Origin of the sequence: Pedobacter sp. WC2423 (assembly GCF_040822065.1) — a bacterium.
Classification (GTDB): domain Bacteria; phylum Bacteroidota; class Bacteroidia; order Sphingobacteriales; family Sphingobacteriaceae; genus Pedobacter.
Genome location: NZ_CP162005.1, coordinates 3012691 through 3032834 on the forward strand (window position 1 = coordinate 3012691; position 20144 = coordinate 3032834).

The following is a 20144-nucleotide window of genomic DNA, read 5'->3' on the forward strand; positions in this document are numbered from 1 at the left end:
ACTGTTTATGTATTTTTGCGGCGTGAAAGCTTTAATTCCTCAAATATTTTCTATCCGCAACGCACAACAGTTTAATGAAACCGCACTGGCCATTTTCAAATACCAGGCGGAGTTTTGTGTACCTTATCGTCAGTTTATCACCCACCTGAATGTCAAACCTGAACAGATCACACAGGTAGCCGATATCCCCTATTTACCGATCAGCTTTTTCAAAAGCCACCGCGTAGTCAGTACTAATGAACCAGAGGAGATTGTTTTCAGCAGTTCCGGAACTACAGGAATGGTGCAAAGTAAACATGCGGTGACAGACCTGAGTGTATACGAAGAAAGCTTTAACAAAGCATTTGAGCAATTTTATGGTCCGGTTACAGACACCTGTCTGCTGGCCTTACTTCCATCCTATCTGGAAAGAGATGGTTCTTCGCTAATCTATATGATTGATGCATTGCTGAATCAAAGCAAACATCCCGATAGCGGTTATTTCTTACATAACCACGAAGCGCTTTTCCAAAAGTTAACCTATTTAAAAAAAGCAGGTCAGCCAACGCTGTTAATTGGTGTTACTTATGCCCTGCTTGACTTTCTTGAAACCCATCAGCTGGACTTTCCCGAATTAATCGTGATGGAAACAGGAGGTATGAAAGGAAAAAGGAAAGAAATGGTCAGAGAAGAACTACACGAAATATTAAAAAGCGGATTTGGTGTAGCTGCTATTCACAGTGAATACGGAATGACTGAGCTGCTTTCACAAGCTTATTCTTCAGGAGAAGGTATATTTGATTGTCCAAACTGGATGAAGATTGTGTTAAGGGACACGAATGATCCCCTAACACTCCTCAATTCTAATCAGACAGGAGGCATTAATATTATTGATCTTGCCAATATTAACTCCTGCTCGTTCATCGCTACACAAGATCTGGGCCGGTTATTGCCTGGCGGTTCCTTTGAAGTACTTGGCCGTTTTGACAATGCAGACATCAGAGGTTGTAACCTGCTGGTTCAGTAAACTACTCCGCTATTAACAGGAAATAGTTCTTTTTACCTTTCTGAACGATAATATATTTGTCATTGATCAGGTTGCTGACCGTATAACTGGCAGTAACCTCTGCTACTTTTTCTTTATTCATACTCAATCCACCACCCTGGATAGTTTTCTTCACTTCACCTTTAGATGGAAATACCGTCGTTTTCTCTGCCAGTAAAGTAGCTACATCTATACCTGATGCTAATTCTTCACGGCTAATTACAAACTGAGGTACACCTTCAAAGATTTCCAGTATATGTGCAGAGCTCAGGCTCTCCAAAAATGATAAAGAACCATTACCGAACAAGAATTCGGAAGTTTTCACCGCCGTTTCCAAAGCAGCCTCAGAGTGTGTTCTGATGGTAATATCAGTAGCCAGTGCTTTCTGCAAAATTCTCAAATGAGGGGCTGCATCATGTTCAGACTCTAATTTCTCCAATTCCTGCTGATTCAGCAAAGTGAAGATACGTATCCATGATTTCGCATCCGAATCTGTCGCGTTCAACCAGAACTGGTAATATTTATAAGGAGAAGTTTTCTCCGGATCTAACCAGATTGCTCCGCTTTCCGTTTTTCCGAATTTAGTACCGTCCGATTTTTTGATCAGTTGTGTAGTCAATCCATAAGCTGTACCTCTGTCTTTTCTTCTGATGAATTCTGTTCCGGTCACTATATTTCCCCATTGATCAGAACCGCCCATCTGGATTGTACAGTTATTATTTTTCCATAAATAATAGAAATCATAACCCTGGATCAGCTGGTAACTGAATTCTGTAAAAGACATCCCGGTATCACCCTCCAAACGCTTTTTCACGCTGTCTTTGGCCATCATATAGTTCACAGTGATGTGTTTACCTACGTCTCTGATAAAATCAAGGAAACTGAAGCTTTTAAACCAATCTGCATTGTTCACCATCACCGCTCCATTACCTGCCGCGCTGAAGTTTAAGAATTGATTCAGCTGTTTTTTAATTCCATCCAGGTTATGGGCCAGTATTTCTTCAGTCAGTAAGTTTCTTTCCTCAGATTTACCAGACGGATCACCGACCATACCAGTCGCTCCGCCAACAAGTGCATAAGGCTTGTGACCAGCACGCTGAAAGTGGATTAATGTCATAATCTGTGTCAGGTGACCAACATGTAACGAATCAGCCGTAGGATCAAAACCTATATATCCTGAGCACATGCCTTCATTTAATTTATCTTCTGCATTGGGCATGATATCATGTAACATGCCTCTCCATCTTAATTCATCAACAAAATTGGTCATCGCTTTATAATTTCGGCAAAGATAAGAAACCGTTTAAACTTAGCAGCCCATAAAAGCTGATCTTGGACAGATTCTTGTCAGGTATAAATAATTATGGGTTATCTGCGCCATTTCTCCGGCCGGCTCATTAAAAAATCGCTATTTTTAGAACAATGAACTTTCTTTCGCACTTTTATTTTGAACGGCAAAACTCCAATGATTATATGGTGATGGGCGTGGTACTGCCCGACCTGATTAAAAATGCAGACAAAGACTGGAACCTCAATCCGCAAAAAGATGAATACCTTTTCAGGGATGTCCCTGAATATGCCGCCCTGCTTAGCGGATGGAAAAGACATCTGGAAGTAGACCGTTTATTTCATTCTTCCGATTTTTTTAAAGAACAAACCGCTATCCTTAAACAACTGATTTTACCAGCCCTGCAAACCGGCCCGGTTAAGCCATTCTTTTTAGCGCATATCGGTTTGGAACTAGTCCTTGATCACCTGCTGTTAACCCAGAAAAAAGTAGACACTGCACTTTTTTATCAGCAGCTCGGCCATGCCCATACTGAATCGCTGACTGGTTTTTTAAAATATGCCGGATTAACAGATCAGCCCCGTTTTGCTCATTTTCTGGACAAGTTTATTTCCAGTGAATACCTATTCAGCTATGAGAAAATTGAGCATATTACCTATGCACTCAACCGCATTTGTATGCGGTTATGGCTTAATCCATTTACAGAAGAGCAGCTGGAAATCTTAACGCAGAAGCTCCAGGAATTTAAGCAGCAGCTGGACAAGCAGGGATTTCTGACTATATTCGATCAGATCGAGCTTGAACTGGCCGGACAATCCTTCTGAATACAAAAAAAACCATTAAAATAAACAAGCAAATCAGCCGATTTAGTAACTTCGCCTTATGTCGCAATCCACTATTAAAGACACTATGGACGCGTTGGTTAATGAACTTAACCAGCACAGTTATAATTATTATGTACTCGCAATGCCAACCATTGCCGATTACGAGTTTGACAAGAAACTGGAAGCCTTGGGAAAACTTGAAAAAGAACATCCCGAATTTGCTGATCCTGACTCTCCGACGCTGAAAGTTGGGGGTGATATCACCAAAAACTTCGTCACCGTTAAACACAGATGGCCAATGCTTTCATTGGGTAACACCTATAACGAACAGGATCTCCGTGATTTCGACGAAAGGATCAAAAAATCAATAGGTGATAATTTTGAGTACGTATGCGAACTGAAATTCGACGGACTTTCTATTAGTCTGACTTACCAGGATAACAAACTCTTAAGAGCAGTTACCCGTGGAGACGGAACTAAAGGTGATGACGTTACGGCCAATGTAAAAACCATCAGCAATATTCCCCACCACCTGAAAAAAGCAAACACACCTGCATTATTTGAGATCAGAGGGGAAATATTAATGCACAGTGCAGCCTTTGAAAGGCTGAACAAAGAAAGAGAAGAACTTGGAGAAATACCTTATGCAAATCCAAGGAACTTTGCTTCAGGGACGATAAAAATGCAGGATCCCAAAGAAGTAGCTAAAAGACCTCTTGATGCTTTCTTTTATTCGCTGCATACTGAAAAAGAATATTTCAAAACACATTGGGAAAGCCTGCAGGAACTTAACAAATGGGGTTTTCATGTTTCTGAACATACTAAACTGAGCAGCAGTATTGAAGAAGTACTGGAATTTATCCATTACTGGGAAAATGAACGTTTCAAACTCAGCTATGACATTGACGGGATTGTTATTAAAGTCAACAGCTTTACTCAGCAGCAGGAACTAGGCTTTACCGCTAAATCTCCACGCTGGGCAATATCCTATAAATATAAAGCACAAGAAGTAGAAACTATGCTGGAAAGCGTAAGCTACCAGGTTGGACGTACCGGCGCAGTAACTCCTGTAGCGAACTTAAAACCAGTACAACTTGCCGGAACAACGGTTAAGCGGGCTACACTGCATAATGCCAATGAGATCGAAAGATTGGGCTTACACATTGGAGACAGTGTATTTGTAGAAAAAGGGGGTGAAATTATTCCAAAGATCATCGGGGTGAACCTGGAAAAAAGAAAAGAAGGCGCACAACCCATTATTTATCCCGTTATCTGCCCTGAATGCGGTACTACACTAGTTCGTAAAGAAGGAGAAGTTGCTTTTTACTGTCTGAATGATGAAGGCTGCCGTCCGCAGATTGTGGGTAAAATTCAGCATTTCATTTCCAGAAAAGCGATGAACATTGATGGATTAGGTGATGAAACCATAGAATCTTTTTACCACAGAGGCTTATTAAGCCATATCAGTGACTTATATACTTTAAAAGACAGAGCTGAAGAACTAAAGAATATAGAAAGGTTCGGAGAACGTTCTATTGAAAACATGTTAAAAGGCATAGAATTATCTAAACAGATGCCCTTTGAAAAGGTACTTTTTGGTTTGGGGATCAGATATGTCGGAGAAACAGTGGCCAGGAAACTAGCCATCGGAACCGGAAATATTGATCGCTTAATTGCTGCTACACTTGAAGAATTAACAGCAATTGATGAAATTGGGGGCCGTATAGCAGAAAGTATACTGGAATACTTCAGTAAACAGGCTCATATTGATCAGATTAACCAGTTAAAAGCACATGGATTACAATTTGAGGCCATTCAGACCATAATAACACTTGATAGTGACAAATTAACTGGAAAAACATTCGTAATTTCGGGAGTTTTCGAACAATACAGCAGAGAAGAACTGAAAGATCTGATTGAAAACAATGGTGGAAAGATATTAAGTAGTATTTCCGCTAAATTGAATTATCTGCTCGCAGGTGACAATATGGGTCCCTCAAAATTAGAGAAAGCCCAGAAGTTGAATGTTCCCCTGATTTCGGAGAACGACTTATTAGAGATGTTGAATAAAGATTAAAAAAATGAACAAATTTCATGGAACAGGTGTAGCTCTCGTTACACCATTTAACACAGACGGATCGGTAGATTACGACGGTTTGAAAAAACTGATCAACTATCAGATTGACGGTAAGGTAGAATACCTGGTATCGTTAGGTACTACAGGTGAAACAGCAACACTCAATAAGGACGAAAAGAAGAAGATCTCGGCATTTACAGCAGAAATAAACAACGGCAGATTACCATTGATTGCTGGTATCGGCGGTAACAATACAGCAGAAGTTATTCAGGAGATCAAAGAATTTGACGCTTCAGGTTATGACGCGATACTTTCAGCAAGTCCATACTATAATAAACCTACACAAGAAGGAATATATCAGCACTATAAAGCAATCAGTGAGTCTACAGACCTGGATGTATTGCTTTACAATGTCCCGGGCCGTACTGCAAGTAATGTAAGTGCAGAAACAACCTGCCGTTTAGCAACAGACTGTAAAAATATAATCGGAACCAAAGAAGCCTCAGGAAGCTTTGACCAGTTCAATCAGATTATGAGAGATAAACCAGCAGACTTCTTATTGATCTCTGGTGATGATCCTGTTGCCTTACCCATGATTTCATTAGGCGCAGCAGGTGTAATTTCTGTAATTGGAAATGCATTCCCTCTTTTATTCTCAGAAATGATCAGATTATCTCTTAAAGGTGATTTCAAAGCTGCTCAGGTACTTCACCTGAAAGTAGTTGAATTCACAAGGCTGGTTTTCGAAGAAGGTAACCCGGCAGGAATTAAAGCTGCTTTAAAATACTTTAACATTTGTGGCGATCAGGTACGTTTACCATTAGTACCCGCATCCGGCCGCCTCGTTCAGCTGATCAGCACTCAAATCAAACAAATCAGCCTTTAAGCTTCAGCTTAAAACAGCGCTAAAAAAAACGCCCCGGTATTACCGGGGCGCTATAAAATTCAAACCAGGAAAATGGGTTTAAGCCTCTTTGTTTTTGGTCTCCTGAATCTCTAAACGAATAGCCTGAGCTATGTTTTTAAGATCCTGCATTCCTTTACGGACACGTGTTCCGGCAGCACTGTTGGCTTTGTTGTAAAACTTGTCTGCATCAGCTTCTAATGTGGTAACAAGCTTTTTTAACTCATCAAATTTTTTCATTTCTAATTACCTTTTTGGTTTATTTTTTAGGGTTGATTAATACTCAATTACTAATGTAAGCGGTTTATTCTAATAAATGAAAGATTAATAGCACAATTAGGACGAGGAAAACCCTGTTTTTATCCACAAAAAGCATGGTTATTCACAAATTCATCAAAAAACATAAGATATATCATTGATAAACAACAAGATACAAAATAAGCAAAACAAAAAAGGCCCTTTACAGTTAAGTAAAGGGCCTTTTTTTATTTATTGAAATCAGCTATTCCGGGCTGAATTTATTGTCATTATAATAGCCGCTTTTCAACTTCTCTGCAACCTCACTGAAAGCTTCCAGTGTGCGCTCCACGTCTTCTAAAGTATGCATTGCAGTTGGTATCAGTCTAAGTTCAATTAGGCCCTTAGGAATAACCGGATACACGACAATAGAACAGAAGATACTATAGTTTTCGCGAAGATCCATTGTCAATGCAGTAGCCTGCAGCAATTCACCTTTTAAAAATACAGGAGTAACCATCGTATTGGTAATTCCTAAATCAAAACCACGTGCTCTTAATCCTTTCTGTAAAGTAGTTGCGATATTCCAGAGTTTCTCTCTAAGCTCAGGATTATTTTTAAGCAGTTCTAAACGCTTCAGTAAACCAATGACCATTGGCATTGGCAATGCTTTCGCAAAAGTCTGAGAACGCATGTTATAACGGAAAAAATTAGTTATTTCTTCTGAAGAAGCAACAAAAGCACCGATTCCGGCCATTGACTTTGCGAATGTTCCGAAATAGATATCCACACCTTCAATACAATCCTGTTCTTCATGTGTTCCGGCACCAGTTTTACCCATTGTACCAAATCCATGTGCATCATCAATTAACAAACGGAAATTGAAGTCTTTTTTCAATTCAATAATTTCCTTTAGTTTACCCTGTGCACCAGACATTCCGAAAACCCCTTCAGTAATCACAAGAATACCTCCTCCTGAGCTGTCTACCAATTTAGTAGCACGTTCCAGTTGTTTGCGGGCGCTGTCAATATCATTATGCTGATAAACAAAACGTTTACCTAAATGAAGACGCAAACCATCGATAATACAAGCATGGCACTCTCCATCATAAACAATCACATCATTTCTGTCTACCAGACAATCAATGATAGACAACATTCCCTGGTAACCATAGTTCAGCAGGAATGCATCAGGCTTACCAACAAATTCTGCAAGTTCCTGTTCTAATTGCTCATGATATTTAGAATTTCCAGACATCATTCTGGCACCCATCGGATAAGCCATACCAAAATCGGCTGCACCTTTTGCATCCGCTTCCCTTACTTCCGGGTGATTAGCTAATCCCAGATAATTATTTAAACTCCAAACCAAATGTTCTTTACCCCGAAAATTCATATGCGGCGCAATGGCTCCTTCTAACTTCGGAAAGGAAAAATATCCATGTGACCATTTTTGGTGTTGCCCAAGCGGGCCCATATGCTTTGCTATCTTTTCAAAAATATCCAATGTATCTGTCTTTAAGTTGTCTTATTATTTTATGCAAATTTAAGCTTTCTGGGGCTGAAATACAAGATTGCCTGAAAACCAGTAATCCCGCTGTCCAGCAATCCATTATTATGCCAAAAAAGCCTTAACAATGAATTGCTAAGGCTTTTAATTTATTTTTCTATAGCGATTGATTAATCAACGTTATCATGAAGAAATGAATTGTTAGGTCTGATCTCTGTACTGCCTTCCTCATCATTGCTTAAAGTAAACCTAGATACCTGCGATTCCGAAGAATGCTGTACCTGTTGCAACTGCGTTTGTTTACGTTTATAAGCAGGTTCGTTTTCAAGCTCCTGCAATCCATTGGTTGTACGCAATTTCATGCTCAGATCTTTCAGCCTCATAATCCTTTCTTTAGATTTTTTCAGCTGGTCTTCAATAGATTCATCACTTTTGTCATCATCCAGACCAGGTACAATGATTTCCTCTTGTGCAGGCACAGCAGGTTCATTATAATTTGATTTAGGTGCTTCAAAAACGAAATCAGTTTCTGATGTTTTCAATTCAAAATCTGTTCCTGCTTCCTGTTTATTTTCCGCAGGTGCAGATTCTTCTTCTACTAAAGTATGTCTGATAATTCCGCTATCCGCGTCATCTCTTCTGTTCCTGTTCCCACTGTACATGTCACCGAACAGATCAGATTGTTTCAGATCATCTTTCAGTTTCATCACCGGTTCATTCGTGTAAGCACCTGCTTTTGGCTCAATAAATGAGTTAACAGGCTCTAATGGTTTTACCAGCGGAGCTTCTTCAGGAGTCAGCAAAGAAATTTTCTTTACGTTCTTTTTATCATGTGCACGTTGTTCCGTAGTCTGGAACCCTGTCGCAATAATCGTTACTGAAAGTTTTTCACCCAGATTTTCGTCAATACAGTTACCCCAGATCAAATCTGCAGTTAAACCAGCCTTATCCTGAATATAATCCGTGATAATAGCCACTTCATCCATGGTCACTTCTTTTAAACCGGAACTGATGTTCAGCAGGATGTATCTTGCTCCTTCAATCTCATTGTCTTTCAACAGCGGAGAAGCTAATGCACCTTCAACAGCACTCAAAGCACGGTTTTCCCCTTCACAGGCAAAACTACCCATGATAGAAACACCGCTGTCTTTCATCACTGTACGCACATCCTTGAAATCCACGTTGATATAACCCGGAACTGTTATAATTTCGGCAATACCTTTTGCTGCAGTAGTTAAAATATCATCTGCCTGTGCGAAAGCGGAACCTAAAGTGAGGTTACCAAATATTTCACGTAAACGATCATTAGAAATAACCAGATAAGAATCCACGTATTTCTTCAGTTCATCCAGACCATCTTCAGCCTGCATTTTACGTCTTTTACCTTCGAAAGAGAAAGGGGTTGTGATAATAGCAACAGTTAAAATGTCAAGTTCTTTCGCTGCCTGCGCAATGATCGGACTAGCACCAGTTCCTGTTCCGCCACCCATACCCGCAGTAATAAACAGCATTTTTGTAGTACTGCCTAACATGCTTTTGATATCGTCTATATTTTCAATAGCCGAATTTTTCCCCACTTCCGGAATTGAGCCTGCACCCATTCCTTCGGTCAAACTTGCACCCAACTGTACTTTATTCGGTATAGGACTGAACTCCAATGCCTGGGCATCAGTGTTACAGATTATAAAGTCTACACCTGCAATTCCTTGACGGTACATATGGTTAACCGCATTACCACCACCGCCACCAACACCAATTACCTTGATGATTGATGACTTATCTTTTAACATTTCAAAATACATATATTTATGAATCAGTTACTTAAAAATTGGTTTTACCTGTTCATCTCTCAATGTAATATTAACACTTTTTCAACACACGTTTTCCACAAGTGTTAAAAATGTGGAAAAATCGTCCATTGTGGATAAATATTACGGTTTTATATAATCCTCATCGCTTACGTTCATGTCGTCTTTGATGAAATCCTTGGTTTTTGCCAGTAATTTATCAAATAATCCACCTCCCGGGCGCTTCACTTTATCTTTTACAACTGCTGGTCTCTCGACATAAACACCAGGCTGCTTCAACTCTTCAATTAACTCTTCAGCTTTTTGAATTCCTTTAATCAGCAAGCCAACACTGGTCGCGTACATCGGGCTTTTCAGGTCATCATAAATAGTTTTTGGCATATCCTCATATTTCGACAAATGTTCATTCGGATAACCTACACGACAATCCAGTCCTGTAACATATTCAACCAATTGAGAGAGATGCTTTAATAACGCTCCGCCACCGGTAATTACTACACCACCGATTAGTTTTTTCTCATAACCAGAAGATTTTATCTCGTAATAAACGTGCTCAATGATTTCTTCCATACGGGCCTGGATCACATAAGCAAGGTTTTTTACTGAAATTTCTTTTGGTTCTCTGCCACGCAGACCTGGTACACAAATAATTTCGTTTTCTTTATTTTCTTCAGCTAAAGCAGAACCGAAACGTGTCTTCAACAGTTCAGCCTGATTTCTCATTACTGAACAGCCTTCACGAATATCTTCAGTCACACTATTTCCACCGAAAGGGATAACCGCAGTATGACGGATAATACCTTCATGGAAAATAGCGATATCAGTAGTACCACCACCTATATCCACCAAAGCAATTCCAGCTTCTTTTTCTTCATCACTTAAAACAGATTCTGAAGATGCAAGCGGCTCTAAAATCAGTTCCTGAGTTTGTAAACCAGCATTGGTTACACATCTCATAATATTTTTCACCGCGGTTACCTGACCTGAAATGATATGGAAATTCGCTTCTAAACGAACACCTGCCATACCAATCGGATCTTTAACTCCCGGTTCATTATCGACAGTAAATTCCTGAGGCAGTACATGAATGATCTCTTCTCCCGGGGGCATAACCAGTTTGAACATATCATCAATTAACTTATCCAGATCTTTTTTACTGATCTCATTATTCAGTTCTCTTCTGGTCAGGATTCCACGGTGCTGCAAACTCTTGATATGCTGACCTGCAATACCAACATTTACAACACGTACTTCCACATTGGACTGACCGCTCGCCAATTCAACGGCCTGTGAAATACCCTGTACAGTTTTTTGTATGTTGGAAACCACACCACGGGTTACGCCCGCAGACTCTGCTTTCCCAATACCCAAAACCTCAATCTTGCCATGCTGTGTTCTGCGACCAACTATCACACAGATTTTTGTGGTACCGATGTCCAACCCCACTACAATTGGAGACTGAACGGTGGTTTTTTCTTTGCCCATAACTATATTTATTTGTCGAATTATATACTAATTATTATCACTGGTGTGTTTTGTTTCTTTTACTGGTTTTGTTGTCACTTTAGCTTTTACTGGTTTTGCTACAGCTGGCTTAATGACAGCCTTTACTGATTTTTGTCCAGCTTTCACTGGTTTATGCTCAGGTTTCACCCACTTTTTTTCAGGCGTTACTGGCTTATTTTCTGTTTTTACAGGTTTATGTACCGGTTTCACTACGGCAGCTTTTGCCGGACGCGGCACAACCTTTACCGGTTTATGGATCACCATCCCTGGTTTTGGTGTCGCTTTAACTACAGCCGGCGTATTTACTTTTTCCGCAGACTCACCCTCTGGAATTCCCTGTGGATTATTCCGGAGCTCCGCTGCAACCTCAGCCCTCACCAGCGAATCCATTACTTTCCTTGCAGAAGCAATTGTTGGTTTTGCAGGTCTGGTTTTACCAGCCGACCCCAATATGGAATCCATATTGCTTTTTTCACAAACAATCTGATTGGTGTATTTTATGTTTATGGTTTTATACGTGTCCCATCCTACCTTTGGCATGGCCTCTTTATAAAAGGTCCTCAGGTTGGTCATTTTCGTTTGAAGAGAATCCGCATTTCCTAAAATGATACGCTGGTTACCCACTCTTGGTATCAATTCGATATCATCTTTATCATTAACAAATATTTGTTCAATTTGTGAGTCCCACAAAGTATCTTTTTTCAAAAACAATGCCGTTTTATACAAATCTGAAGCCATCTTGGTAATCAAGGTATCTACCCTGCCACTAAAGTGCTCCAGAATCTTACCATTTGCGACCACAACATTTGCCGTAAAGTTCGGAGACACAGGCATTTTAAGTCCATATTTATCGATATAAAAATCTTGTCCGCTCGAACTTATAATTCTCAATAAAGGTTGTCTCTGACTAATTTCAATATGAATTACACCGTCCATATCTGCATAAACTGTAGACAAAGCTATATAGGGATTTGACTTAATTTTTTCTTCAATTGCGTGCAGGTTAATGCCTTCCAGTTTACGACCAATTAATTGTCCCTGACTCTGTTTCAATATCGCATCAATTTCCTCTCTTTCGATAAAATTATCTGCTCCAGGGATAAGGATTTTAATATTTGTTACATTGACAGTATGTTTTTTTACCGATATAAAGCTCATAAGGGTAACTATTCCGCCAAGACAAAAAATCCAGGCAAAACATTTGAAAACAAATTTCCAGTCAATCCTTTTAAACATTGGTCAAAATATTTTTTAACGGTTGAATCAAAGTATCAATATCTCCTGCTCCCACAGTAACCAATAATTCAGGTTGGTTTTCCTTTACATATCTCAGCACTTCTTCTTTCGAATACACCTCACTGTTTTCAAGCGTTAGCTTCGCTCTTAAAAATGCGGAAGTAATTCCTTCCATCGGTAATTCTCTTGCAGGGTAAATATCCAGCAGCAACAATTCATCAACCGTACTTAAAACTTCCGCAAACTCAGTTGCGAAGTCACGTGTACGGCTAAAAAGATGCGGTTGAAATACAACAGTCATCTTCTTGTCCGGATATAATTGTCTGACCGCATGAAAACAAGCACGCAACTCTTCAGGATGATGTGCATAGTCATCAATATAAATATGCTTATCTTCCCTGACAACATATTCAAAACGTCTTTTTACGCCTTTAAAATTCGCAACAGCAGCTTTCACTTTGACCGGATCAATCCCCAGTTTCAACGCAGCTGCCATCGCTACAGTAGCATTTTCTACATTATGTTTTCCAGGAAGCATCAACGGTATATCCGTAATACTCACACTTTCGTCCTGATAATCAAAAACAAAATTCCCTTGCTCTACCCTGATATTTAAGGCTTGTACAGCAGCAACTGTATCACTGCCATAACTTATTCCCTCAGCAATCGGTAATCCTTGTTTAAAGAACAAAGTTCCCCCAGGCTTTAACTGTTTTGCAAACAACTGAAATGATTCCTCTAATTGTGCTGCATCTCCATAAATATCCAGGTGATCTGCATCCATAGAAGTAATCACTGCGATATCCGGGTGTAAGGTTAAGAAAGAACGATCATACTCATCTGCCTCCACCACTACAACATTGTTATCACCAAGCAGGAAGTTACTTTGATAGTTTGTGGTAATTCCACCTAAAAAAGCAGTACATCCATAACCTGTATCCGTCAGAATATGTGCAACAATAGAAGAGGTAGTTGTTTTACCATGCGTACCCGCAACAGCAATACAAAATTGTCCTTTACTAATGATCCCCAATACCTGGGAACGTTTCTGCAAATTGAAACCATTAGCTCTGAAATAATTCAGCAATACTGAATCTTTCGGAATCGCAGGCGTATAGACAATCAGCGTATCTGCCGTTGTCACTTCAAATTCCGAAGGCAATGTACTCAGCTCATCCGCATAAGAAATCAGAATTCCTTCCGCTTCCAGGTGGCTGGTTAAAACAGTCCGGGTTTTATCATATCCGCCAACCAGGCAGCCGCGTTTGTTAAAGTAACGCGCAAGCGCACTCATTCCGATACCACCGGCACCAATAAAATAAACGCGTTTGATTAAATCCAGTTCCATTTATATATCTTTCTTTACTGCTAGTTTAAATACTTCGCTTGCAATCAGTTCATCAGCTTGTGGCAAAGCCATCTCCCCGATATTTACCGACAACTGTTCACAACGAACTTCATCTTTTAATAATTCCAGCGCCTGCGTAACCAAAGTATCCTCCGCAGAGCGGTCATTGATTAAAAGAGCTGCATTTCTTTTCACCAATGCCATGGCATTTTTAGTCTGATGATCTTCAGCCACATTAGGCGAAGGCACCAGGATTACTGGTTTTTTAATCAGGCAGAGTTCAGCAATTGTTCCTGCTCCCGCTCTTGAGATAATCACATCGGCAGCTGCATAAGCCAGATCCATCTGATTCAGAAATTCCAGTATCCGTACATTCGGATGAAAACTTGCGCCAAGACGCTGTATAATTCCTGCATAATAATATTTACCAGTTTGCCAGATTAACTGTACATCCTGAGCTATAAAATCCTGTAAATGCTTTTCAATACTTTTATTCAATGTGGCAGCACCAAGACTCCCCCCTGTAACCAGAACAGTTTTCTTTAGCGGATCCAGTTTCAGCAATTCCGATCCGTGGAAACGCTTATTGTAAATCTCAACTACATCTTTACGTACCGGATTACCCGTTTTTAATATACGATCAGCCGGAAAGAATTGCTCCATTCCATCAAAAGCAACACATATTTTCGAAGCCTTTTTCCCTAGTCTTTTGTTGGTCATACCAGCATATGAATTCTGCTCTTGTATCAGGTATGGAACATTCTTCCAGGAAGCCGCAAATAAAATCGGCCCCGAAGCATAACCACCAACACCAACTACCACATCAGGCTTAAAGGTTGCAATCAGCTTCAATGCTTTTTGCATGCTGTCAATCAGTTTAAAAGGTAAACTGAGATTTTTGAGTATTGATCCCCTTTGAATCCCACTGATATTCAAGCCTACAATTTTGTACCCGGCAGCAGGAACTTTTTCCATTTCCATTCTGCCTGTTGCGCCTACAAATAATATTTCACACTCAGGCTCTATGCGTTTGAGCGCATTTGCGATCGCAATGGCAGGAAAAATATGTCCGCCAGTACCGCCTCCTGAAATGATTATTTTTGTTGGTCCCATTTTATATATTTTATGTCATTGCAGGTAACTCACCTACAATCACTTTATTTACTTTACTTGCTGGTTTAGCCAGATCTTCGCTTAACCCTTTTTTACCATTCTCTTCTACATCCCTGCTTACGCTCAGGATAATTCCAAAAGCGATACTCGTGAAAATCATCGAAGTACCACCCATGCTTACTAACGGCAAAGGGACACCTGTTACGGGTCCTAAACCTACGGCTACCGCCATGTTTGCAAAAGCCTGTATCGTCAAACTAAAACTCAGTCCGGCGGCGAGCAGTGCCCCAAAGGCCTTCGGACTCTGCGTGACAATCCTGACGCACCGGTACAGCAGTACCAGGTACAGGACGATAATAATCAATGCCCCAAACAAACCATACTCCTCTACGATAATCGCAAAGATAAAATCGGAATAGGGATGAGGCAGGAAGTTACGCTGGGTACTATTTCCCGGCCCTTTTCCAAAAATCCCACCAGATGCCAATGCAATTTTAGCCTGATCTGCCTGGTATGTTTTATCTGAATGCTGAGTTTCAGGATGCAAATAAGAATTGACACGTGACTTGTAAGTCTCTCGTCTCGGCCCCAGGAAAACAACAAACATCAGCAGCACAAAACCGCCGGCACAAACCACCAGGATTTGTTTGATACTGATCCGGCCTATAATTAATAATAAGATACTTACCCCAAACAACATCAGCGCTGTTGATAAATTGGCCAGTGCAATCAAAACAAAGACCACACAAACAGAGCCCATAATCGGAATAAATGAAGTCTTCACATCTTTAATATTTTCCTGCTTCTTGGTCAGCATCCTGGCCAGAAATGTAATCAGCGCAAGTTTTGCCAAATCGGAGGTTTGAAAAGTCAATCCGATAATAGGAATCTTAACCCACCTGGAAGCATCATTCAGGCTCGTTCCGAAAACCAGCGTATAAAACAACAGCGGAATCGTAATAATCATCAGGATTTTTGAAATCCCAGCATAATATTGATAATCCACTAAATGCGCAATATAGATCATACCAATCCCCATCACCACAAAAATCAAGTGTTTGGTGAGCAGTATTTTCTCTACAGTTTTGCCCTGTTTATAAGCTAGTGTTCCAGTTGCACTATAAACCGCAAAAATAGAGATCAGAGACAACAGGATAATGATCAGCCATATCCAGCGGTCCCCTTTTGTTTTCTCTAAAAGCGCCTGTACTGTACCCATTTTTATAATTCTTTTACAGCCATTTTGAATTGGTTTCCACGGTCTTCATAATTCTTAAACAAATCAAAACTTGCACAAGCTGGTGACAACAACACGGTATTCCCTTTTGTTGCCAGGTGATAAGCTACCTGTACGGCTTCATTTGCAGAGAACGTATTGACAATAATTTCCACATCATTCTCAAAAGCTTCGTGAATACGTTTATTATTTTTACCCAGGCAAACAATAGCTTTCACTTTTTGCTTCACCAGGTCTTTCAGCATATCATAATCATTACCCTTATCCACACCACCCATAATCAGGATCACGTCGGTATTTACACTTTCCAGCGCATACCAGGTAGAATTCACATTGGTTGCTTTTGAATCATTGATGTAATCCACACCCGAAATCCTGGCGACATGCTCTAACCGGTGTTCAATATTTTTAATATCTCCCATACTTTCTCTGATGGTCGCATTGCGGATTTCCAACACTTTAGCGACTATGCCCGAAGCCATAGAGTTGTAGATATTATGCTTGCCTTGTAAAGCTAACTCTGAAATTGACATGGTTAAATGGTCTTTTGGATTTATATTGATATGAATATTGTTGCCTTCCAGATAAGCTCCGCCCTCTACCTTTTTACGAATAGAGAATGGACATTTCTGTGAATTCACCTTCGTGCCTTTTAAAGCCTTCAGGGTTTCTTCATCATCGGCACAAAAGATAAAATGATCTTCAGGTCTCTGATTCTGTACAATACGCATTTTTGAAGCTGCGTAATTTGTCATTTTGTAATCGTACCTGTCCAGATGGTCAGGCGTAATGTTTAAAAGTACAGCGATATCAGCTCTGAAATCATACATATCATCCAGCATAAAGCTCGATATTTCCAGTACATACCAATCGAAATTCTCTGTCGCTACCTGTGCTGCAAAACTATGTCCTATGTTACCTGCAAGGCCAACATTTAAGCCTGCTTTTTTAAGGATATGGTAAGTCAGCATCGTTGTGGTTGTTTTACCATTTGAACCGGTAATACAAATAGTTTTTGCCGTTGTATATCTTTTAGCAAACTCAATTTCTGAGATCACCGGAATATTTTTCTTCTTCAGTTCTTTGATAATAGATACAGAATCAGCAATTCCAGGGCTCTTGATCACTTCATTTGCATTCATGATTGATGAAGCTGTATGCTGCTTCTCTTCAAATGCAATATTCAGTTCCACTAATGTTTCTTTATAACGGCCGGCAATTGCCCCGAAATCTGAAACAAAAACATCAAAGCCCTGCTTCTGTGCCAATATTGCTGCACCTACCCCGCTTTCACCAGCTCCAAGTATGACGATTCTTTGCTTTTCCATTATCTCAGTTTTAAAGTGATGATGGTGATGATGGCCAATAATATTCCTACAATCCAGAAGCGTGTAACAATTTTCGCTTCATGGTATCCTTTTTTCTGGTAATGGTGGTGCAACGGCGACATCAGAAAAATCCTTCTGCCCTCTCCAAAGCGCCTTTTAGTATATTTAAAGTAAGATACCTGGAGCATAACCGAAGTTACCTCAATCAGGAATACCCCGCATAAAATCGGGATCAGTAATTCTTTCCTGATCATAATTGCCAGAGCAGCGATAATCCCACCAATAGCGAGACTTCCTGTATCCCCCATAAAAACCTGTGCAGGGTAAGAATTATACCACAAAAATCCGACACAAGCGCCCACAAATGCACCCGCAAAAATCATCAGCTCACCGGAATTGGGGATATACAGGATATTCAGGTAATCCGCAATCACCGTATTACCCGAAACGTAAGCCAGTAAGCCCAGCGTAATCCCTATAATCGCAGAAGTACCCGTTGCCAGGCCATCTATTCCATCCGTTAAATTTGCGCCGTTAGAAACCGCTGTGATGATAATCACCACAAAAAGGATAAAAACGAAAACTGCATATTTCTCATAACCAGGGCCTAAAAACTTAAGTACCTTAGCATAATCAAATTCATTATTTTTATAAAAAGGAATATTGGTAATTGTTGATTTTACATCCTGTGTGTAATAGAATTTCTCTCCCTTTTGTCTCAATACCATCGGCGCCGAATTTTTGCTCACCCCGGTTTCATCCACAGTTTGTCTGACTACGATATTAGGATTGAAATACATCGTCCAGCCAATGATTAACGCTAATCCTACCTGTCCGACAATTTTAAACCTTCCTGCAAGGCCTTCTTTATTTTTCTTAAATACTTTAATATAATCATCCACAAAACCTACTGCTCCCATCCATACCGTCGTTACAATCATCAGTAACACGTATACATTAGTCAGGTTGGCCAGTAATAAAGTCGGGATCAGGATACCCATCAGAATCATTACCCCGCCCATAGTTGGCGTACCTTGTTTCTGCATTTGTCCTTCCAGACCTAAATTCCTTACTGTTTCCCCCACCTGCATTTTGTGCAGATAGTTGATAATTCTTCTTCCGAAAACAGTGGTAATAATCAACGAAATGATAATCGCCAGTGAAGTACGGAAAGTAATATACTGGAACAACCTTAATCCAGGAAATTCGTAATGTGCATTTAAATATTCAAATAGATAATATAGCATTAGCTGATTAAGTTTAATTGTTCCATTAACACTTCTTTATCATCAAAATGATACTTTACTCCATTGATATCCTGGTATTTTTCATGTCCTTTACCCGCAATCAGGATAATATCACCTGGTCTGGCTAAATGACAAGCTGTTTTTATAGCTTCCTTGCGGTCTGCAATCGTTAATGTTTTTCTGCGGTTAGTTGGCGATACACCAGCTTCCATATCCGCCAGAATCTGATGCGGATCTTCCGTTCTTGGATTATCTGAAGTCAGGATTACTTTATCGCTCCAGTCACAAGCTACCTGAGCCATTACCGGACGTTTGGTTTTATCTCTGTCTCCACCGCAACCAATTACTGTAATTACCTGCTCTGTCCCTTTTCTGATATCATGAATTGTACTCAATACATTCTGAACAGCGTCAGGTGTATGTGCATAATCCACCAGGCCAATAATCTGTTTGGAGTTAGGTATTTCTTCAAATCTGCCTTCAGCACCAGTTAAGTTGCTCAATAGCGTTAATACCTGAAGCTTATCCTGACCCAATAAAATAGCCGTACCATAAACGGCAGCCAGGTTATAAGCATTGAATGAACCTACCAGTTTGAAAAACACATCGGTATGGTCAATTTCAAGATTCAGGCCACTGAACCTGTTTTCAATAATGCTTACTTTATAATCAGCCAGTTGCTTTAAGGCATAAGTTTTTTTAGAAGCCTTCGTATTCTGAAGCATCACCATCCCGTTTTTATCATCGGAATTGGTCAGCGCGAAAGAACCTTTTGGAAGACCATCAAAAAATGATTTCTTAGCTTTTATATAATTGTCAAATGTTTGATGAAAATCAAGATGATCATGTGTGATGTTTGAAAACACACCGCCTGCAAAAGTCAATCCTTCTATTCTGTGTTGCACCATCGCATGAGAACTTACTTCCATAAAGCAGTAAGTACAACCCAGCTCTACCATTTGCTTCAGGAGCTGATTCAGCGCCAATGGATTTGGTGTGGTATGTGTAGCCGCAATGATTTGATCATTCACCTGATTTTGTACCGTAGAAATTAATCCGGTATGGAAACCAAGGCCTCTGAATAATTTAAATAAAATAGTAGCAATGGTTGTTTTCCCATTTGTTCCGGTAATTCCAACCAGTTTCAACGAAGAAGAAGGATTTCCATAATAATTGGATGCCATTATCCCCAATGCCACCGAAGTATTTTCTACCACGATATAAGTCACCTCAGGATTTACCACTGCCGGTGTTTCTTCACAAAGAATAACTGTTGCTCCGGCAGCAATAGTCTGGTTAATAAAAGTATGTCCGTCCGACAAAGTTCCCTTTACCGCAAAAAATACAGCACCTTGCTGCACCTCACGTGAGTCAAACGTAAGCGCACTAATTACCCTGTTGGTTTTTCCAATCAGGTTTTTAATCGCCACTCCATATAAAACATCCTGCAACTGCAT

The 20144-nt window shown here is 40.0% G+C and carries 16 protein-coding genes; 4 read left to right on the forward strand and 12 right to left on the reverse strand.

What is annotated here, in order from left to right; translation table 11 throughout:
- Positions 1-7: 7 nt before the first annotated feature.
- Positions 8-1006, forward strand: a complete 999-nt coding sequence (locus AB3G38_RS12330; protein WP_367864222.1) for an acyl transferase — start codon at positions 8-10, stop codon at positions 1004-1006.
- Between the two features lies 1 nt (position 1007).
- On the opposite strand, the gene tyrS is transcribed toward AB3G38_RS12330, so the two are convergent.
- Positions 1008-2294 (reverse strand): tyrosine--tRNA ligase, encoded by a 1287-nt coding sequence (gene tyrS / locus AB3G38_RS12335; protein WP_367864223.1) that lies wholly within the window; start codon positions 2292-2294, stop codon positions 1008-1010.
- 152 nt (positions 2295-2446) lie between these two features.
- Between tyrS and AB3G38_RS12340 the strand changes: the two genes are divergently transcribed.
- From AB3G38_RS12340 to dapA, 3 genes are read left to right on the forward strand one after another with little or no spacing between them, the layout of a single operon-like run.
- Entirely contained in the window at positions 2447-3136 is a 690-nt protein-coding gene (locus AB3G38_RS12340) for a hypothetical protein (protein ID WP_367864224.1), read from the forward strand.
- A 58-nt stretch (positions 3137-3194) separates the two neighbouring features.
- A complete protein-coding gene (gene ligA, locus AB3G38_RS12345; RefSeq protein ID WP_367864225.1) occupies positions 3195-5213 on the forward strand; it encodes an NAD-dependent DNA ligase LigA in 2019 nt (672 codons plus the stop codon).
- Positions 5214-5217: 4 nt separating this feature from the next.
- The gene (gene dapA / locus AB3G38_RS12350; protein WP_367864226.1) at positions 5218-6099 is read left to right on the forward strand and encodes a 4-hydroxy-tetrahydrodipicolinate synthase; all 882 of its coding nucleotides are present in this window, start codon (positions 5218-5220) and stop codon (positions 6097-6099) included.
- Between the two features lie 78 nt (positions 6100-6177).
- On the opposite strand, the gene AB3G38_RS12355 is transcribed toward dapA, so the two are convergent.
- From AB3G38_RS12355 to AB3G38_RS12405, 11 genes are all read right to left on the reverse strand, one after another.
- Entirely contained in the window at positions 6178-6357 is a 180-nt protein-coding gene (locus AB3G38_RS12355; protein WP_068395023.1) for a histone H1, read from the reverse strand.
- Positions 6358-6619: 262 nt separating this feature from the next.
- Positions 6620-7861 (reverse strand): aminotransferase class I/II-fold pyridoxal phosphate-dependent enzyme, encoded by a 1242-nt coding sequence (locus AB3G38_RS12360; RefSeq protein ID WP_367864227.1) that lies wholly within the window; start codon positions 7859-7861, stop codon positions 6620-6622.
- Positions 7862-8034: 173 nt separating this feature from the next.
- The gene (gene ftsZ, locus AB3G38_RS12365; protein ID WP_367864228.1) at positions 8035-9666 is read right to left on the reverse strand and encodes a cell division protein FtsZ; all 1632 of its coding nucleotides are present in this window, start codon (positions 9664-9666) and stop codon (positions 8035-8037) included.
- A 129-nt stretch (positions 9667-9795) separates the two neighbouring features.
- The gene (ftsA, locus tag AB3G38_RS12370; protein WP_068395018.1) at positions 9796-11157 is read right to left on the reverse strand and encodes a cell division protein FtsA; all 1362 of its coding nucleotides are present in this window, start codon (positions 11155-11157) and stop codon (positions 9796-9798) included.
- A 27-nt stretch (positions 11158-11184) separates the two neighbouring features.
- Positions 11185-12414 carry a cell division protein FtsQ gene (locus AB3G38_RS12375; RefSeq protein WP_367864229.1) on the reverse strand — a complete coding sequence of 410 codons (1230 nt, stop codon included), beginning with the start codon at positions 12412-12414 and terminating at the stop codon, positions 11185-11187.
- Positions 12407-13762 (reverse strand): UDP-N-acetylmuramate--L-alanine ligase, encoded by a 1356-nt coding sequence (gene murC, locus AB3G38_RS12380; protein ID WP_367864230.1) that lies wholly within the window; start codon positions 13760-13762, stop codon positions 12407-12409. The genes AB3G38_RS12375 and murC overlap by 8 nt, the downstream gene beginning before the upstream one ends.
- Positions 13763-14875, reverse strand: coding sequence for an undecaprenyldiphospho-muramoylpentapeptide beta-N-acetylglucosaminyltransferase (gene murG / locus AB3G38_RS12385; protein WP_367864231.1), 1113 nt, complete (start codon positions 14873-14875; stop codon positions 13763-13765).
- Between the two features lie 10 nt (positions 14876-14885).
- A complete protein-coding gene (locus AB3G38_RS12390; RefSeq protein ID WP_367864232.1) occupies positions 14886-16094 on the reverse strand; it encodes an FtsW/RodA/SpoVE family cell cycle protein in 1209 nt (402 codons plus the stop codon).
- A 2-nt stretch (positions 16095-16096) separates the two neighbouring features.
- Positions 16097-17440 carry a UDP-N-acetylmuramoyl-L-alanine--D-glutamate ligase gene (murD, locus tag AB3G38_RS12395; RefSeq protein WP_367864233.1) on the reverse strand — a complete coding sequence of 448 codons (1344 nt, stop codon included), beginning with the start codon at positions 17438-17440 and terminating at the stop codon, positions 16097-16099.
- The gene (mraY, locus tag AB3G38_RS12400; protein ID WP_367864234.1) at positions 17440-18687 is read right to left on the reverse strand and encodes a phospho-N-acetylmuramoyl-pentapeptide-transferase; all 1248 of its coding nucleotides are present in this window, start codon (positions 18685-18687) and stop codon (positions 17440-17442) included. The genes murD and mraY overlap by 1 nt, the downstream gene beginning before the upstream one ends.
- Positions 18687-20144 carry a UDP-N-acetylmuramoyl-L-alanyl-D-glutamate--2,6-diaminopimelate ligase gene (locus AB3G38_RS12405; RefSeq protein WP_367864235.1) on the reverse strand — a complete coding sequence of 486 codons (1458 nt, stop codon included), beginning with the start codon at positions 20142-20144 and terminating at the stop codon, positions 18687-18689. The genes mraY and AB3G38_RS12405 overlap by 1 nt, the downstream gene beginning before the upstream one ends.

Bases quoted from the DNA above. Each gene is read 5' to 3' on its own strand.
- AB3G38_RS12330 (WP_367864222.1), top strand. From the start codon at position 8: ATGTATTTTTGCGGCGTGAAAGCTTTAATTCCTCAAATATTTTCTATC.
- tyrS (WP_367864223.1), bottom strand. From the start codon at position 2,294: ATGACCAATTTTGTTGATGAATTAAGATGGAGAGGCATGTTACATGAT.
- AB3G38_RS12340 (WP_367864224.1), top strand. From the start codon at position 2,447: ATGAACTTTCTTTCGCACTTTTATTTTGAACGGCAAAACTCCAATGAT.
- ligA (WP_367864225.1), top strand. From the start codon at position 3,195: ATGTCGCAATCCACTATTAAAGACACTATGGACGCGTTGGTTAATGAA.
- dapA (WP_367864226.1), top strand. From the start codon at position 5,218: ATGAACAAATTTCATGGAACAGGTGTAGCTCTCGTTACACCATTTAAC.
- AB3G38_RS12355 (WP_068395023.1), bottom strand. From the start codon at position 6,357: ATGAAAAAATTTGATGAGTTAAAAAAGCTTGTTACCACATTAGAAGCT.
- ftsZ (WP_367864228.1), bottom strand. From the start codon at position 9,666: ATGTATTTTGAAATGTTAAAAGATAAGTCATCAATCATCAAGGTAATT.
- ftsA (WP_068395018.1), bottom strand. From the start codon at position 11,157: ATGGGCAAAGAAAAAACCACCGTTCAGTCTCCAATTGTAGTGGGGTTG.
- AB3G38_RS12375 (WP_367864229.1), bottom strand. From the start codon at position 12,414: ATGTTTAAAAGGATTGACTGGAAATTTGTTTTCAAATGTTTTGCCTGG.
- murC (WP_367864230.1), bottom strand. From the start codon at position 13,762: ATGGAACTGGATTTAATCAAACGCGTTTATTTTATTGGTGCCGGTGGT.
- murG (WP_367864231.1), bottom strand. From the start codon at position 14,875: ATGGGACCAACAAAAATAATCATTTCAGGAGGCGGTACTGGCGGACAT.
- AB3G38_RS12390 (WP_367864232.1), bottom strand. From the start codon at position 16,094: ATGGGTACAGTACAGGCGCTTTTAGAGAAAACAAAAGGGGACCGCTGG.
- murD (WP_367864233.1), bottom strand. From the start codon at position 17,440: ATGGAAAAGCAAAGAATCGTCATACTTGGAGCTGGTGAAAGCGGGGTA.
- mraY (WP_367864234.1), bottom strand. From the start codon at position 18,687: ATGCTATATTATCTATTTGAATATTTAAATGCACATTACGAATTTCCT.
- AB3G38_RS12405 (WP_367864235.1), bottom strand. From the start codon at position 20,144: ATGCAGTTGCAGGATGTTTTATATGGAGTGGCGATTAAAAACCTGATT.